We start from the raw sequence: 16,537 nt of genomic DNA on the forward strand, positions 1-16,537 counted from the left end.
TGGAAGTCAGGCAACGCCCGGTTATCAGCCCAGGCCGGAAAGCAGCGCGGGCGACAACAACCGGGGAAGGTCGCCATCGCCCGCGAGGAGCCTCAACGTGGGGAAGGTTCAGTTCAACGTACTTTCATAGATCCGCAGCAGCTTCTGCTTTGCCAGCAGTTTCTCGCGTTTCATCTGTGCCAGTGTCGTGGCATCGATCGGAAGCACTCCCAGTCCTGCGTCCGTGCACTTCTTGTCCAACTTCCGGTGTTGCTGGTAGAGCTGCTTGAACTCGGGATCGGCTTTCATCAACGCATCGATTTCGCTCTGCGGCTGCCCTTCAAACATGACTACCTCCTTCATGCAGATACACAAACGCCCCGGCCTTGCGGCACGGGGCGTTGCGGGATGGAGCACCGGGACAATGCCTGCGGAATGGAACCCTCCATCGGCCCCCGGTCGTCCTGCCGGATGCTGCCCGGTACTGGTTCGCGCCACAGATACATCGGCTCGGCCCTCCGCTGTCCGGACGACGAAATTGCCGCCCGGACGATTGACCCTACGCCTGCAAAATAGTTCCGGCAAGTGCTGTGGCGAACTGTCGGGGCAATCCGGGCAAACCGGCACAGTCAGCTTCGCAAATCCAACAAAAACCTAACGGTTTCAGGCGATTGTGAAGCTCACGGGGCAACGATGACTTCCGCCGAACGCGCCCGGGTCGCGGCAGCCTTCTTGCCACTGACCTGGATGCGGTTGGCCGACACGCCCGCCGCCACCAGCGCATCCTTCAGCGCCTGCGCGCGGCGCTGGCCAACGCCGTTGGCACTGTCGTACGCCTCGATCGTCACCCGGCCCTTCTTGCCGATGTTCAGGTATTCGGCCAGCGCCTTGGCCTGGTTGCGCGCAGCGCTGGACAGCGTTGCCTGTCCGGCGGCAAAGGCGTCTCCGGTCAGGGTGAACACTTCGCCACGGTTGTTGAAGCGGGAGGCCGGCAGCGCGTGGCCGGAGACCAGCTCGGCCTCTTCGCGGGCGAGTTTGGCCGCGTTCTGCTGGGCGGCGGACAGCCGTGCGGCCTGCTTGCCGGCGACGCTGGACAGGGCGGTTTCCGCATCCTGGCGGGCGAGGATCTCGGCCTCGGCCGCCAGCCGCATGCGCTCGGCCTCTTCCGCCTGGATCTGCGCCTGCACCCGCAGCCGCTCGGCTTCCTGCCGGGCACGCGTGGCTTCGCGACGGCTGGCCTCGATCAGCAACTCGCTGCGGGTCCGTTCCAGCTGGTCCACTTCACGCAAGGCCACGGCGGTGCGGGCGCTGGCTTCGGCAATGGCGACCCGGCGCTCGGCCAGATAGCGGGCGTTGTCCAGATCCTTGCGTCTGGCCTTGGCCAGCGTGGCAATCGCCTGCTGCGCCTGCAGCTTCTCGAATGCGGCAACATCCGCGGTGCGCATGTCCGCCTGCAATGCGACCAGACGCTGGTTCAGCGACGCCACCGCCGGGTCCTCGGCCGCCACTGCCAGCAGCGGCAGGGCCAGCAAACCGGCCACGATGAAATTCCGGATGATCATCAGCGGCCCTCCCCTGTCGCCAGCTGGCGCTGCAACTGGCGCACCTCGGCCTGGCGCTGGGCCAGTTGCGTCTGCGCCACGGCTTCTTCACTCTGGGCGCGGGCCAGATCGGCATCGGCCGCCGCACGCAGGGCCAGCATCGGCGCCTGCTTGCGCTCACGGCGATCAGCCGCCGCACGCTGCGCCTGCTCCAGCTGCTGGCGGGCCATGGCCATCATGTCGGGGGCGTATTGATCGGCATCGGCGCGGTCGGCGCGCTCTACCGCCTGCTGGGCGGCCAGCAATTCCGCCGCCCCCGGATCCTGCGCGAAAGCACCGCCGGACAAGGCCAAACTGCAAACTGCCGCATACAGAAAACGTCGTAATTGTGCGAAGCTAGGTTTCATTGGGGAGCCGCTGCCAGAAAGATTGTGCGCGGCCATTGTGGTCAAGCCTGCGGCGTGCTTGCAACGGCACGCGGCCGTTTGTTGGGGAAACATTGCGCATGGATATCGGCTATTTCCTGAAGCTGATGACCGAAAAGAACGCTTCGGACATGTTTTTGACCACCGGAGCGCCGGTCTACATCAAGATCGAGGGCAAGCTGTATCCGCTGGGCAATACCGGCCTGCCGCCGGGCATGGTCAAGAAGATCGCCTATTCGCTGATGGATGAGGGCCAGGTACCGCAGTTCGAACGCGACCTGGAGCTGAACATGGCCATCGCACTGGCCGATACCGGCCGTTTCCGCGTCAACGTGTTCAAGCAGCGCGGCGAAGTGGGCATGGTGATCCGCGCGATCAAGAGCCGCATCCCCAGCATCGAGGAGCTGAACCTGCCGCAGGTGCTGAAGGACGTGATCATGACCCCGCGCGGACTGGTGCTGGTGGTCGGTTCGACCGGCTCGGGCAAGTCGACCTCGCTGGCCTCGATGATCGACCACCGCAACAGCACCTCTACCGGGCACATCCTCACCATCGAGGATCCGATCGAGTTCCTGCACAAGCACAAGATGTCGATCGTCAACCAGCGCGAGGTCGGCCTGGATACCCATGCCTTCCACAACGCGCTGAAGAACGCCATGCGCGAGGCGCCGGACGTGATCCTGATCGGCGAGATCCTCGATGCCGAGACCATGGAAGCGGCCATCGCCTTCGCCGAAACCGGCCACCTGTGCCTGGCCACGCTGCACTCCAACAACGCCGACCAGACCATCGAGCGCATCCTCAACTTCTTCCCGGAAAGCGCGCACAAGAACGTGCTGATGAACCTGTCGCTGAACCTGCGCGGGGTGATCTCGCAGCGTCTGGTCAAGGGCAAGGATGGCCGCCGCCGCCCGGCCACCGAGGTGCTGATCAACACGCCGATGATCCGCGACCTGCTGCGCCGGGGTGAAGTCCATGCGCTCAAGCAGGCGATGGAGGAGTCGCTGGAAGAAGGCATGCAGAGCTTTGACCAGTGCCTGTTCCGGATGGCCAAGGACGGCATCATCGAGCAGGAGGAAGCGCTGCGCGCAGCCGACTCGCGCGACGGCCTTGCCCTGAAGTTCCGCCTGTCCGAAGGCGGCAGCGGCGAGCACGACCCCTATGCGGACTTCAGTGCCGCCGCGCCTGCACCTGGCATCAGCCACGGCTTCTGATCCGAGCGGAGCGCGCCGGCCACGCAGCGCCTGGCCGCCCACTGATACACCAACGCCCCGGTCCCGGGGCGTTTTTTGTGCATGCAACTGACCGGCAAGCCCGGTGGCAACTGCGCAATCTGCGGACGTCAACTCCCTGCACTCCGACCAGCCGTCGAACCCGTCAGCCGCCGTCTCCATGTGAGCCGCGCAGGCATCGGCCGGCGATGGACATGCGCCCGAACCGCACCCATGAACCCGGCCTGGTGTGCCGGCCTCAAACGGACAACGCCCCTTGCGGGGCGCTGTCCATGGCAGGTTCTGTCCGGTGGCTGGCCGGCAGCGTCAGCCGATGTCGGCCGCCGTCACTCCTCGTGCCCGGCGTTTCTGGCCAACTGCTTGCGGTTGAACACGCGCTGCACCACCAGGAAGAACAGCGGGATGAAGAACAGGCCAAGGAAGGTGCCGACCAGCATGCCACCGAGCACACCGGTACCGATGGCACGCTGGGCACCGGAGCCTGCACCCGTGGCGATGGCCAGCGGCAACACGCCCAGGCCGAACGCCAGCGAGGTCATGATGATCGGGCGCAACCGGTCGCGGACCGCGTGCATCGTCGCCTCGATCACACCTGCCCCCTTCTCGAGGTGCTCCTTGGCGAACTCGACGATCAGGATCGCGTTCTTGGAGGTCAGGCCGACCGTGGTCAGCATCGCCACCTGGAAGTACACGTCACGCTCCATGCCGCGGAACGTGTTGGCCAGCACCGCGCCGAGGATGCCCAGCGGCGCCACCATCAGCACGGCGGTCGGCACGCTCCAGCTTTCATACAGGGCGGCAAGGCACAGGAACACGATCAGCAGCGACAGCGTGTACAGCAGCGGCGTCTGCGAACCGGCCTCGCGTTCCTGGTAGGACACCGCGGTCCACTCGATGCCGAACCCGGCCGGCAGCTGCTTGGCCAGCTTTTCCACTTCCAGCATCGCATCACCCGAGGCCACGCCCGGCGCGGCCTCGCCCTGGATTTCCAGCGCCGACACGCCGTTGTAGCGCTCCAGGCGCGGCGAGCCGTAGTCCCAGCGCTGGCTGGCGAAGGCCGAGAACGGCACCATTTCGCCGGCGCTGTTCTTCACCGTCCACAGGTTGAAGTCCTCCGGATTCATGCGGAAGCCGTCATCGGCCTGCACGTAGACGCGCTTGATCCGGCCACGGTCGATGAAGTCATCGATATAGCTCGAGCCCCAGGCGGTGGCCAGGGTGCTGTTGATCGCATCCAGCGACAGCCCATGCGCGCCGGCCTTGGCCACGTCGATGTCCAGGCGCAGCTGCGGAGTGTCATCCAGCCCGTTCGGACGCACGTTGGCCAGCTTGTCGCTCTGCCCGGCCAGGCCCAGCAACTGGTTGCGCGCGGCCACCAGCGCATCGTGGCCGGCACCGCTGTTGTCCTTCAGGAAGAAGGTGTAACCGGAGGCGATACCCAGCTCCGGCATCGCCGGCGGCGGGAAGGCGAAGATGAAAGCGTCCTTGATCTGTCCCAGCGCCATCATCGCGCGGCCGGTGATCGGGCCCACGCCCTTGTCATCCGAACGCTCGTCCCAGTCCTTGAGCTTGACGAAGGCCATGCCCGAGTTCTGGCCCATGCCCGAGAAGCTGAAGCCCTGCACCGAGAACACCGACTCCACGGCGTCCTTCTCGTTGGTCAGGAAATGGTCTTCCAGCTTGTAGATCGACTCCAGTGTGCGTTCCTGGGTGGCACCGACCGGGGCGTTGACCAGCGCCATCAGGATGCCCTGGTCCTCATTGGGCAGGAACGAGCTGGGCAGGCGCACGAACAGCAGACCCATCACCACCGTCAACGCCAGGAACACCACCATGAAGCGGCCCGGGCGGTGCAGGATGCCACGCACACCCCGCTGGTAGCGGCCGCTGGTGCGATCGAAACCGTTGTTGAACCAGCTGAAGAAGCGCCCCGCCAAGCCGGTGCGGACGACGTGGTGCTCGCCCTTCTTCAGCGGCTTGAGCATGGTCGCGCACAGCGCCGGGGTCAGCACGATCGCCACCAGCACCGACAGCGCCATCGCCGACACGATCGTCGCCGAGAACTGCCGGTAGATGACGCCGGTGGAGCCGCTCATGAACGCCATCGGCACGAACACCGCCGACAGCACCAGGCCGATGCCGACCAGCGCGCCGGTGATCTGGCTCATCGACTTGCGCGTGGCCTCCAGCGGCGAGAGTCCTTCCTCGGCCATGATGCGCTCGACGTTCTCCACCACCACGATGGCGTCATCGACCAGCAGGCCGATCGCCAGCACCATCGCGAACATGGTCAGCATGTTGATCGAGAAACCCAGCACCGCGAGGATGCCGAAGGTGCCCAGCAGCACCACCGGCACCGCGATGGTCGGGATCAGCGTGGCGCGGAAGTTCTGCAGGAACAGGTACATCACCAGGAACACCAGCACGATGGCCTCGACCAGGGTCTTGACCACGCCCTTGATCGACACCCGCACGAACGGGGTGGTGTCATACGGGATCACCGCGGTCAGGCCGGGCGGGAAGTTGGCCTTGAGCTGCTCCAGCGTCTGGCTCACGCCCTCGGCGGTTTCCAGCGCATTGGCGCCGGTGGCCAGGGTGATGGCCAGGCCCGAGGCCGGCTTGCCGTTGTAACGGGTGACGAAGTCGTAGGTTTCCGCGCCCAGCTCGACCCGCGCCACGTCGCCGAGCTTCAGCATCGAGCCGTCGGTTTCGGTACGGATGACGATGTTGCGGAACTGCTCCGGCGTCTGCAGGCGGTCCTGCGCGTTGATGGTGGCGTTGAGCTGCTGGCCCTTCACCGCCGGCGCACCGCCGAGCTGGCCCACCGCCACCTGCGCGTTCTGCGCGCGCACCGCGGCGGTGATCTCCTCGATGGAAACCTTGTAGCTCTGCAGCCGGGTCGGATCCAGCCAGATGCGCATCGCGTACTTGCCGCCGAACACCTGGATCGAGCCGACGCCCGGCACGCGGCTGAGTGGATCCACGACATTGGAACCGACATAGTCCGAGATGTCGTTCTCATCCATGCTGCCGTCCTCGGAAACGAAGCCGAGCACGTTGAGGAAGCCGGAGGCGGACTTGGCGACGTTGATGCCCTGCCGCTGCACTTCCTGCGGCAGCAGCGGCATCGCCAGCTGCAGCTTGTTCTGCACCTGCACCTGGGCGATGTCGGAGTTGGTGCCGCTCTCGAAGGTCAGGGTGATGCTGGCTTGCCCGTTGGAGGAGCTGTTGGACGAGAAGTACATCAGCCCGTCCAGGCCCTTCATGTTCTGCTCGATGATCTGCGTCACCGAGTCCTCGACCACCTTGGCCGACGCGCCCGGATAGCTGGCGGTGATCGACACCGACGGCGGCGCGACCTCCGGATACATCGAGATCGGCAGTTTGAGCATCGCCAGCGTACCGGCGAGCATGATGATGATGGCGATGACCCACGCGAAGATGGGCCGGTCGATAAAGAAGCGTGCCATGAGGTTCTCCGCTTACTGCTGGGCGGCCGGCGCCGCGGCAGGCGCGCCAGCGGGCTTGGCGGTTTCGGCACCCTTCTCGGTGGCCTGGACCGGCATGCCCGGGCCGATCTTCTGCAGGCCTTCGACGATGACCTTGTCACCGGCCTTCAGGCCGCTCTCGACCAGCCACTTGTCGCCGACGGTGCGGCTGACAACCACCTGGCGCACGGCGACCTTGCCCTCGTCATCGACCACCATCGCCGACGTGTTGCCCTTGGCATCGCGGGCGATGCCCTGCATCGGCACCAGCAGCCCGTCCGGACGCACGCCGCTGCCCACCACCGCGCGCACGAACATGCCCGGCATCAGCACATGCTCGGGATTTTCCACACGCACGCGCAGTCCGTAGCTGCCGGTGGATGGATCGACGCTGACTTCGGAAAACTCCAGCGTGCCCTTGTGGGCGAAGGTGCTGCCGTCTTCCAGCACGATGTCCACCGGCAGTTCCGAGGCGCCTTGCAGGCGGCCTTCGGCCATTTCCCGGCGCAGCTGCAACAGCTCGGCCGAGGATTGGCTGACATCGATGTAGATCGGATCCAGCTGGTTGATCGTTGCCAGCGGCGTCGCCTGCCCGGCGCTGACCAGTGCGCCCTGGGTGACCGAGGACTTGCCGATCTGGCCGCTGATGGGCGCGGTGATGCGCGCGTAGCCCAGCGTCACATTGGCCGCATCCAGCGCGGCGCGGGCGGCCAGCACGTCGGCATCGGCCTGCTTCCACGCCGCCTGCGCGTTCTCGTCGTCCTGCACGCTGATCACCCTGCTCTTGACCAGCTCGCTGCTGCGGCGCGCGGCCAGCCGCGCGGCGTTGGCGCTGGCCTGGGCGCGGGCCAGGTGCGCGCGGGCACTGTTGGCCTGTGCGCGGTAGGCGGCGTCATCAAGCTGGTACAGCGGCTGGCCTTCCTTCACCAGGCTGCCTTCGGTGAACAACCGCTTGGCGACAATGCCGCTCACCTGCGGGCGCACTTCGGCCACCTGGTAGCCGTTGGCGCGGCCTGCCAGCTCGCGCTTGAGGGTGACCGGCGCGGGCTTCAGGGTCACCACGGTGACCTGGCCCGGCCCGCCCTGCTGCGGTGCCTCACCGCCTTTGCAGGCGACCAGCGCCAGGGACAGGGCAAGAGGAAGCACGAGGAAACGGCTGTGGCGGAGGGGCGACATGGGGAAAGACTCGCTAGGGAAGGAGAAGTGCACGCGACAGACGGGGCAGGAAGGGTGCCGTTGCCGTAGGGACTGTGCCTACGTTACGGGTTCCACCCTCAAGACCGCCATCTTCCACGCACACGCGCACGGCGGTGCGAAGCTGGACGCGGAATATACATACATACACGCATGTCTGTAAACGGATACAATTCAGGGCGGTTTCATTCCCGATGTGTGCAGCGTCATGGCCAGAAAGACCAAAGAAGAAGCCCAGGCTACCCGCGAAGGCATCCTCGATGCCGCACTGGAGTGCTTCCATGAACACGGCGTGGCCGGAACCTCGCTGGCGGCCATCGGCCAGCGCGCGGGCTATTCGCGCGGCGCGGTGTACTGGCATTTCAAGAACAAGACCGAAGTGCTCGAAGCGATGATCAACCGCGAGCGCACGCCTTTCATCAAGCGCCTGCGCCGCGCCTATGCGGCGCACCGCAGCACCCCGATCGAGGACCTGCGTTCGGCGATGCTGGTGTCGCTGGACGAGTTGGCCGGCGACCCGTGTCTGCTGCGGATGATGGAGATCATGCTGCGCAATGACCTGAGCGCGGAAAGCGTGGCCATGCAGCGCCTGCAGAATGACTACGTCACCGAGGAGATGGGAATCTTCGAGCGCGCGCTGGAGCGTGCCCAGGAACTGCAGCAGCTGCGGCCCGGCGTCGACATCCGGCAGCTGGCGCGCATCCTGCATGCCACCCTGACCGGAATCATGACCGCTGCGATGCTGCTGAAGCCGCCGATGTTCGACCTCACCGGTGACAGCCGCGAAGCGCTGGACGCGCTGCTGTCCCATTACGTGAATCCCGGCGTCTTCACTCCCGGCGCCAAACCGCAGCCGCTGCCAGCCACGGACGCCGACGAAGTGGAGTAATCGCGGGCTGCAATGAACGCCGGCGTGGATCTGCGCGAAAGCGCAGGCAGGCAGCACCGCTATCGGCCAGACCACTGACAGAAAGCGGCCTTCAGCGCGCAACGGCCCGCGGACATGCGCCTGCCACGCCGTAACCCGGTCAGCGGACGCTTCCGGCATCCACGTGTGACCAGCTCAAGCCTTGCCCGGTGCAGCCGCTATTCCATGGACCGAACATCGACCCGGAGGCAGGCGGGCAGCAACCATGGATATCCAGAGATACGACCGTGACCACCGGCAGATTCTTTCCCAGATCGACGCACTGCGGGCACTGTCACAGGCGGGTATTGGCGAAAATGCCGAGGCCATCAGCGACCTGATCATCAGCACCGCCAGCCACATCAAATTCCACCTCGCCGCCGAAGACCAGGTGCTGTATCCAGCACTGGCCCGCTGCAAGGATCCGGCGACCGCCGCACTGGGCGAGCGCTACCGGCTGGAGATGCAGGGACTGGCGGCATCGTTTGCCCGGTTCGTGCAGCAGTGGCGCGTACCGGCCCGGCTGGCGGCCGACCCCGAGGGTTTCCGGCGCGCCGCCAACACCGTGCTCAGGGCGCTGTTCGAACGCCTGCAGCGCGAGAATGCCGAGCTGTACCCGGCCGCCCGCTTGGCCTGAGCAGGTACCACTGGCCTGCCCCTGGGCTACCAGGGAACCTGACGCCTGGCGGCACCGCCTGATCCAGAGGTTGTCCCACGAAAAACGGCAGCACTTGCGTGCTGCCGTTGTCGTTCCACTTCGGGAAGGTTTACAGGATGTAACGGCTCAGGTCCGGGTCCTGCACCAGCTCACCCAGCTGGCTGTCCACATACGCGCGGTCGATCGTCACCTTGTCACCATCACGGTCTGGCGCCTCGTAGCTGAGCGTATCCAGCAGCCGCTCCAGCACCGTGTGCAGGCGGCGCGCACCGATATTCTCCTGACGCTCGTTGACCTGTGCGGCGATCTCGGCCAGGCGATCGACCGCCTCATCACTGAACTCGACCTGGACGCCCTCGGTCGCCATCAGCGCCACGTACTGCCGGGTCAAGGCGGCCTTGGGCTCGGTGAGGATGCGCACGAAATCGGCCTTGCTCAGCGCGTCCAGTTCCACCCGGATCGGGAAACGGCCCTGCAGCTCCGGGATCAGGTCGCTGGGCTTGGCCAGATGGAACGCACCAGAGGCGATGAACAGGATGTGGTCGGTCTTGACCGTGCCGTACTTGGTCGACACGTTGGAGCCTTCCACCAGCGGCAGCAGGTCGCGCTGCACGCCTTCGCGCGAGACATCACCGCCACCGACGTTGTCACCGCGCTTGGCGACCTTGTCGATCTCGTCGATGAAGACAATGCCGTGCTGTTCGCAGGCCTCGATCGCCGCCTCGCGGATATCGTCCTCGTTGACCAGCTTGCCGGCTTCTTCCTCCATCAGCAGCGGACGCGCGGCCTTGATCGACAGCGTGCGCTTGTTCGACTTGCCGCCACCGAGGTTGGCGAACATCGAGCGCAGCTGCTGGCCCATCTCCTCCATGCCCGGCGGAGTCATGATGTCCATGCTGACGTTGGCGGAAATCTCCAGTTCGATCTCGCGCTCGTCCAGCTCGCCGGCGCGTAACATGCGGCGGAACTTGATGCGGGTCTCGTTGTCGGCCGCCGACGGCTCGTTGCGTGCGGCCTCGGCATCGAAGCCGATCCCGGCACTGCGGCGCGGCAGCAGCGCATCGAGGATCCGGTCCTCGGCCTTTTCCTCGGCCTGGGTGCGCACGCGCACTTTGGCCTGTTCGCGGTACAGCTTGACCGCGGTGTCGGCCAGATCGCGGATGATCTGTTCCACGTCCTTGCCGACGTAGCCGACCTCGGTGAACCGTGTGGCTTCCACTTTCACGAACGGCGCGTTGGCCAACGTCGCCAGACGACGCGCGATCTCGGTCTTGCCGACGCCGGTCGGGCCGATCATCAGGATGTTTTTGGGCATCACCTCGTTGCGCAATTCCGCTGGCAGCTGCATGCGCCGCCAGCGGTTGCGCAGGGCGATGGCGACCGCACGCTTGGCGTCATGCTGGCCGACGATGTGGCGGTCCAGCTCCTGCACGATCTCGCGCGGGGTCATGGTGGCGGAGGAGGTTTCGATCTTGTGGTTCATGGTGCTTCCCCGGAAGACAGGAACGTGTGGGAGGAACGGGCAACGGAGAAGGACGAGGAGCCGGAACGCGGTGGCATGGCCACGGGTTCCCCCTTCCTCGTCATTTCCTGCTCAGAGCTCCTCCACCACTACGTTGGTGTTGGTGTAGATGCAGATGCCGCCGGCGATATTGATCGCCTCGGTCGCCACCGCCTTCGCGTCCAGCGCGGTATGCGTCAACAGCGCGCGTGCCGCGCTCAATGCGTACGAGCCGCCGGAACCGATGGCGATGATGCCGTCCTCCGGCTCGATCACATCGCCGGTGCCGCTGATGATCAGCGAGGTTTCCCGGTCGGCCACCGCCAGCAGCGCTTCGAGCTTGCCCAGACGGCGCTCGGTGCGCCAATCCTTGGCCAGTTCCACCGCCGCACGGGTCAGCTGGCCGTGCTTCTCGAGCTTGGCTTCGAACAGTTCAAACAGGGTGAAGGCATCGGCGGCGGCACCGGCGAAACCGGCCAGCACCTGGCCATCACGGCCGAGCCGGCGCACCTTGCGCGCGTTGCCCTTCATCACCGTGTGGCCGAGGGTGACCTGTCCGTCGCCGGCGATCGCCACATGTTCGCCGCGGCGCACGCAGCAGATAGTGGTGGCGTGAAAAACGTTCGGGTTCTGGCTGGGGTCCATATGGCCTCCGGAATACTGTTCAACGGTAATGGGGTCGGAAGCGGACGCGATCAACCCGTCCCTTGGGCATGTCGCGACAGCCCGCGTTCAGCGCTCCCATCACCCACACCATTCCCGTCGGACAAGGCACGACTGCCGCACGCCAGAGCGCACCGCCTGATCCGCACCCGCCGCATCATCGCAACACGCCATGGCCCGAGCCTGCCGTGGTTCGGACGATCCGGCTCCAGCTCGATGCCCCAGGCGAGGAACCAGGCTTCCCCATCGGTCTCGATCGGATGCCGGGTACGCCCGGAACCGTTGCCGCAGGCCAGCGCTTCGGCGCCGCAATAGCGGTCACAGCCCCGGCAGATGCGCTCGTGATGCCTGGGTTTGAGCGGCAATGGCCTGGCCATTGCGATCCCTCCACGACGGGCCTCCACACTGCGCGACCGCCATCGGCTGCGCACTGATGCGGATCAAGCCAAGGGCTGCCGGGCCGGGGACACCCGGCGCCGCACCACCGTATTCACGCCTGCTGGAAACGCTGCAGGCCCGTGGCCAGTGCCTCGCCCATCATGCGCAGGAACAGCGTGCCCATCCCCGGGTAGAACCGGTTCGGATCGTGGCTGCCGACGGCGATCAGCCCGACCCCCGGCAGCGGCAGCAGGGCGGTGGAGGACACCTCGCTCATCCGCTCGCCATACAGGACCTGGTTCTTCTCCTGTTGCAGCCGGCCGCAGATCGGTTCGCCGTCGGTCAGGCAGTCGTGGAACGGTGCCAGCCGCGGATCGTCCATCGCGATCACCTGCAGCCATGGCACCTGTTCTAGCTCCGGCACCGGCTGCAGGCTGACGATGCTGACCAGGTCACCGGCGAAGTCCTCCTCCAGCGAGGCGGCCATCGCCTTCAGGGTGTCGGCGGCGCTGCCCTGGCGCATCAACGCCAGTGTCAGCTGATGGGTACGCACCGCCAGCCGCTCGTTGATCTGCGCATTGCTGCCAAGGTCGGCCAGCCGCCGTGACAGCTCGCGGTTCTTGTCGCGCAGCACTTCCAGCTGGTAGCTGGCCAGCGAGGCGGTGGGACCGTCATCGCGCGGCACCACCAGGCTCAGCGCCAGATCGGGAAACTGCTTGAGGAAACCCGGATGACGTCGCAGCCATGCCGCGACTTCATGGGCACCCATTTTTTCGACTGCGTCGCTCATCCCATCCACTCCCCATCGAATACGAAGGCCGCCGGTCCGGACATCACGATTTCGGCAGCGTCATCCGGCCACTGGATACGCAAATCGCCTCCCGGCAGCGAAATGATCGCATCACGCCGCAGGCGACCGCGCCGCATCAGCACCACGGCCGCGGCGCAGGCACCGCTGCCGCAGGCCAGCGTTTCGCCAACACCGCGCTCGAACACCCGCAGGCGGGCATGGCCTGCATCGACAACCTGGGCAAACCCGACATTTACAGACTGCGGAAACGAAGCGTGCTGCTGCAGCAGCGGGCCGATCCGCTCCACCGGCGCGGCATCGACCAGTCCGACTTCCAGCACCACATGCGGGTTGCCCATGGATACCGCGCCGAAGTGCAGGCTCTCGCCTTGCAGCGAGATGACGTACTCGTCGCGCACATGCGCAAATCCCTGCAATGGAATCCGTCCCGGCTCAAGCACCGGCCGGCCCATCGCCACCGCGTAATCACCGTTGGCCAGGCGCTGAACCGCATGCCGGCCGGCCGGGCTGTCGATGCCGAACCTGTCGCCCTGCGCCGCACCGTCGCGCACCAGCCAGGCGGCGACACAGCGCGCACCATTGCCGCATTGCTGCGAGCTGGAGCCGTCGGCGTTCCATATCCGGTAGGACGCCACCGCGCCTTCGTCGCGCGGCGGCTCGATGGTCAATATCTGGTCGCAGCCGACACCGCGGTGACGGTCGGCCAGCCGCGCCGCCAGCGCCGCATCCGGCGGCAGGTGGCCTTCACGCAAGTCCAACACCACAAAATCATTGCCGGCGCCATGCATCTTGCTGAAACGCAATTGCCCCGGAGCGGTTTTACCCATTATTCGCATCGGAGCCGTCGGCATCACCATCGACACCCTCATCGACCGGCTCCACGTCCTGCGGCTCCGGCACGATCTCCTGCTCCTCCACCGGCACCGGCTTCTGCGGCAGTACCAGCGGCCCCTTGTTGCCGCATGCGCTGAGAGCCGGCAGCGCGCAGGCGGCTGCAACGAACATCATGAAACGGATGGATTTGTTCATGCCGCAGAGTATATCCACTGCCGTGCCATGGCTGCCGCCGGCCTGCGCTGCCGGCAATGGCGGCGATTCATCCGCCAGCCGATCGCCGCCGGCGCTACTGCCCGGGTGGCAGCGGCCGCAGCCACAGCCAGGTGCAGACGCAGGCCATGCTGGCAACGGATAGCCATTTCACCCACGGCAGCGGCACGAACCAGAGCATCAGCGCCGCGGCCAGCATCATGGTCAGCGTGGCCAGCCACTTGGCCTTGCGGCTGACCGCGCCGTGCTGCTCCCAGTTGACGATCAGCGGACCGAACTGCGGATGCGCCAGCAGCCAGCGATGCAGGCGTTCGGAGCCACGCGCCGCGGCCCAGACTGAAAGCAGCACGAACGGCGTGGTCGGCAACACCGGAAGCACGATACCGACGATGCCGACCCCCAGGCTGGCATAGGCCAGCAGCCACCACGCCCAGCGCAGGCGCGGGCGACGTGGTCCGGCTGCGGGCCGACTCCCGGGCATCAGCCGCCGGCCGCCACTCAGTCCGCCACGCCCAGCTGCGCCAGCACGAAGGCGAAGGACTCGGCCTGTTCGCGGTAGCGCTGGAAGCGTCCGGACTTGCCACCGTGGCCCGCTTCCATGTTGGTGCGGAACACGATCGGCAGCTCGCCGGTGTTGAGATCACGCAGGCGCGCCACCCATTTGGCCGGCTCCCAGTACTGCACCTGAGAATCCCACAGGCCGGTACCGACGAACAGCGACGGATACGCCTGTGCCCGCAGGTTGTCGTAGGGCGAGTAGCCGAGCATGTAGTCGTAATACCGCTGCTGCTCGGGATTGCCCCACTCGTCGTACTCGTTGGTCGTCAGCGGGATGCTGGTGTCGAGCATGGTGGTGACCACGTCCACGAACGGCACCTGCGCCACCATCACCCGGTAGTCGGCCGGCGCCTGGTTGGCCACCGCGCCCATCAACAGACCGCCGGCGCTACCGCCGGAAGCGGCTACCCGATCCTTCGCTGCCCAGCCCTGCGCCACCAGCGCGCGGGTGACATCGACAAAGTCGTTGAAGGTGTTCTGCTTGTTGAGCAGCTTGCCGTCCTCGTACCACGCCCGGCCCATTTCCTGCCCGCCGCGTATGTGGGCGATGGCGTAGACCACGCCGCGGTCGAGCAGACTCACCACGCTCTGGTTGAAGCCCGGGTCCATCGAAATGCCGTAGCTGCCATAGGCGTACTGGTACAGGGCGGCCGTGCCGTCCTTCCTGAAACCCTTTTTATAGACCAGCGACACCGGGATGCGTGCGCCATCGCGCGCGGTGACCCAGACCCGCTCGGTCTGGTACAGCAACGGGTCGTAGCCGATCACCGGCTGCTGCTTGAGCTGGCGGCGCTCGCCGGTCTTCACGTTGAGCTCGTAGGTGGTGGCAGGCGTGGTCAGCGAGGTGTAGCTGTAACGCAGCCAGTCGGTATCCGGTTCGGCATTGACCGACAGTCCCATCGAGTAGGCCGGCTCGTCGGCCTTGACGAACTCGCTGCGGCCATCGGCAAACGCCAGGCGCAGGCGCTCCAGCGCATCGGCACGCTCGGCGATGGCGGTAAAACCGTCGAACAGCTCGAAGCCTTCGATCAGCACCTGCGGATCATGCGCGATCCAGTCCTGCCACTGTGCGCGCGAGGTGGCGCCCTCCGGGGCGGTGACCAGCTTGAAATTCTGCGCGCCATCGGCATTGGTGCGGATCACCCAGCGGCCATCAAAGTGGTCGGCGTCGTACTCGACATCGCGCTCGCGCGGCGCCAGCACGGTGAACTCGCCCGGGTTGGCGGCCGGGGTGTAACGCAGCTCCGAGGACACCGTGCTGTCCACGCCGATGACGATGTAACGGTCGTCACGGGTGCGGTCGATGCCCATGTAGAAGCTGTCGTCAGCCTCCTCGTAGACCGTCACGTCGGCACTGGCCGGGGTGCCGAGCACATGCTTTTTCACGCGCACGGTGAGCAGGGTTTCCGGATCGTTCTCGACGTAGAACAGGGTGCGGTTGTCATCGGCCCAGACCACGTTCGGCGCGGCGCCCTCGATCACATCCTCGAGCAGCTGCCCGGTTTCAAGATTCTTGAAGCGCAGCGTGTACTGGCGGCGGCCGACGCCGTCCTCGGCCCAGGCCAGCAGGCGGTTGTCGCGGCTGATGTCCATGTCGCCAACGCTGAAATAGCCCTTGCCCTCGGCCATCGGGTTGAGGTCCAGCAATACTTCCTCAGGCGCCTGCATGTCGCCCTTGCGGCGCGCATGGATGGGGTAGTCCTTGCCGGTCTCGTAGCGGGTGTAATACCAGTAACCGCGCTCGCGGTACGGCACGCTGGCATCGTCCTGCTTGATGCGGCCGACGATCTCGCCATAAAGCTTTTCCTGCAGCGGCCTGAGCGGCGCCATCAGCGCGTCGGTGTAGGCGTTCTCGGCGTTGAGGTAGGCCAGCATCGCCGGATCTTGGCGACTGTCGTCACGCAGCCAGTAGTACTCGTCCTGGCGCTGCGCCCCGAACGGTGCGGTGACCGTATGCGGACGTTGTTCGACATCGGGCGGAACCGGCAGGGCGGACGCGGCGGCGGTGTTCATCATCAGGCTGGCAACCAACAGGCAAAGGAGGGATTTCATGATCGGGCACCGTGTGGACGGACGCAGCGGCGCCCGGGCGATGGCCGACAGTGTGCCCGAGATGGCTGCCCCGAGAAACGCCAGCCATGGCGGCAGCGGCGGC

16 protein-coding genes are annotated in these 16,537 nt (G+C 66.0%); 3 read left to right on the forward strand and 13 right to left on the reverse strand.

The genetic code is table 11. The annotated features are described in order from the left end of the window. Nucleotides 1–108: 108 nt before the first annotated feature. The 3 genes from ACSBPQ_RS12345 to ACSBPQ_RS12355 all read right to left on the reverse strand — a co-directional run bounded on the left by ACSBPQ_RS12345 (nt 109) and on the right by ACSBPQ_RS12355 (nt 1,927). Nucleotides 109–327: a YdcH family protein gene (locus tag ACSBPQ_RS12345; RefSeq protein WP_442682429.1), complete on the reverse strand. Its 219-nt coding sequence runs from the start codon at nt 325–327 to the stop codon at nt 109–111. A gap of 332 nt (nt 328–659) precedes the next feature. Further along, nucleotides 660–1,541 carry an OmpA family protein gene (locus ACSBPQ_RS12350; RefSeq protein WP_442682430.1) on the reverse strand — a complete coding sequence of 294 codons (882 nt, stop codon included), beginning with the start codon at nt 1,539–1,541 and terminating at the stop codon, nt 660–662. Beyond that, nucleotides 1,541–1,927: a DUF4398 domain-containing protein gene (locus tag ACSBPQ_RS12355; protein ID WP_442684582.1), complete on the reverse strand. Its 387-nt coding sequence runs from the start codon at nt 1,925–1,927 to the stop codon at nt 1,541–1,543. The genes ACSBPQ_RS12350 and ACSBPQ_RS12355 overlap by 1 nt, the downstream gene beginning before the upstream one ends. Before the next feature lie 98 nt (nt 1,928–2,025). On the opposite strand from ACSBPQ_RS12355, the gene ACSBPQ_RS12360 reads away from it, so the two are divergent. Continuing rightward, complete coding sequence (locus ACSBPQ_RS12360; RefSeq protein ID WP_442682431.1) at nt 2,026–3,159, forward strand: PilT/PilU family type 4a pilus ATPase; 1,134 nt, start codon at nt 2,026–2,028, stop codon at nt 3,157–3,159. A gap of 344 nt (nt 3,160–3,503) precedes the next feature. On the opposite strand, the gene smeE is transcribed toward ACSBPQ_RS12360, so the two are convergent. Together smeE and ACSBPQ_RS12370 are read right to left on the reverse strand one after the other, a co-directional pair. Continuing rightward, on the reverse strand, nt 3,504–6,647 hold the full coding sequence (smeE, locus tag ACSBPQ_RS12365; RefSeq protein ID WP_442682432.1) for a multidrug efflux RND transporter permease subunit SmeE: 3,144 nt from the start codon (nt 6,645–6,647) through the stop codon (nt 3,504–3,506). Between the two features lie 12 nt (nt 6,648–6,659). Further along, nucleotides 6,660–7,841 carry an efflux RND transporter periplasmic adaptor subunit gene (locus ACSBPQ_RS12370; protein ID WP_442682433.1) on the reverse strand — a complete coding sequence of 394 codons (1,182 nt, stop codon included), beginning with the start codon at nt 7,839–7,841 and terminating at the stop codon, nt 6,660–6,662. Between the two features lie 226 nt (nt 7,842–8,067). Between ACSBPQ_RS12370 and ACSBPQ_RS12375 the strand changes: the two genes are divergently transcribed. Beyond that, nucleotides 8,068–8,748, forward strand: coding sequence for a TetR family transcriptional regulator (locus tag ACSBPQ_RS12375; RefSeq protein WP_442682434.1), 681 nt, complete (start codon nt 8,068–8,070; stop codon nt 8,746–8,748). Between the two features lie 244 nt (nt 8,749–8,992). Then, nucleotides 8,993–9,403 carry a hemerythrin domain-containing protein gene (locus ACSBPQ_RS12380; protein WP_442682435.1) on the forward strand — a complete coding sequence of 137 codons (411 nt, stop codon included), beginning with the start codon at nt 8,993–8,995 and terminating at the stop codon, nt 9,401–9,403. A gap of 130 nt (nt 9,404–9,533) precedes the next feature. Here the strand turns inward: ACSBPQ_RS12380 and hslU are convergent, their stop codons facing one another. The 8 genes from hslU to ACSBPQ_RS12420 all read right to left on the reverse strand — a co-directional run bounded on the left by hslU (nt 9,534) and on the right by ACSBPQ_RS12420 (nt 16,434). Continuing rightward, entirely contained in the window at nt 9,534–10,907 is a 1,374-nt protein-coding gene (gene hslU / locus ACSBPQ_RS12385) for an ATP-dependent protease ATPase subunit HslU (RefSeq protein WP_442682436.1), read from the reverse strand. A gap of 111 nt (nt 10,908–11,018) precedes the next feature. Then, a complete protein-coding gene (gene hslV / locus ACSBPQ_RS12390) occupies nt 11,019–11,570 on the reverse strand; it encodes an ATP-dependent protease subunit HslV (RefSeq protein WP_442682437.1) in 552 nt (183 codons plus the stop codon). 50 nt (nt 11,571–11,620) lie between these two features. Next, complete coding sequence (locus ACSBPQ_RS12395; RefSeq protein WP_442682438.1) at nt 11,621–11,965, reverse strand: DUF3079 domain-containing protein; 345 nt, start codon at nt 11,963–11,965, stop codon at nt 11,621–11,623. 113 nt (nt 11,966–12,078) lie between these two features. Continuing rightward, nucleotides 12,079–12,756, reverse strand: coding sequence for a DUF484 family protein (locus ACSBPQ_RS12400; protein ID WP_442682439.1), 678 nt, complete (start codon nt 12,754–12,756; stop codon nt 12,079–12,081). Continuing rightward, nucleotides 12,753–13,604 carry a diaminopimelate epimerase gene (dapF, locus tag ACSBPQ_RS12405; RefSeq protein WP_442682440.1) on the reverse strand — a complete coding sequence of 284 codons (852 nt, stop codon included), beginning with the start codon at nt 13,602–13,604 and terminating at the stop codon, nt 12,753–12,755. The genes ACSBPQ_RS12400 and dapF overlap by 4 nt, the downstream gene beginning before the upstream one ends. Then, a complete protein-coding gene (gene lptM / locus ACSBPQ_RS12410; RefSeq protein WP_442682441.1) occupies nt 13,597–13,806 on the reverse strand; it encodes an LPS translocon maturation chaperone LptM in 210 nt (69 codons plus the stop codon). The genes dapF and lptM overlap by 8 nt, the downstream gene beginning before the upstream one ends. Nucleotides 13,807–13,900: 94 nt before the next feature. Then, entirely contained in the window at nt 13,901–14,305 is a 405-nt protein-coding gene (locus ACSBPQ_RS12415; protein WP_442682442.1) for a YbaN family protein, read from the reverse strand. A gap of 17 nt (nt 14,306–14,322) precedes the next feature. Then, a complete protein-coding gene (locus ACSBPQ_RS12420) occupies nt 14,323–16,434 on the reverse strand; it encodes a S9 family peptidase (RefSeq protein WP_442682443.1) in 2,112 nt (703 codons plus the stop codon). Nucleotides 16,435–16,537: the final 103 nt, after the last annotated feature.

This window comes from Stenotrophomonas sp. JC08 (assembly GCF_052180205.1).
In the GTDB taxonomy this organism is placed as follows: Bacteria; Pseudomonadota; Gammaproteobacteria; order Xanthomonadales; family Xanthomonadaceae; genus Stenotrophomonas.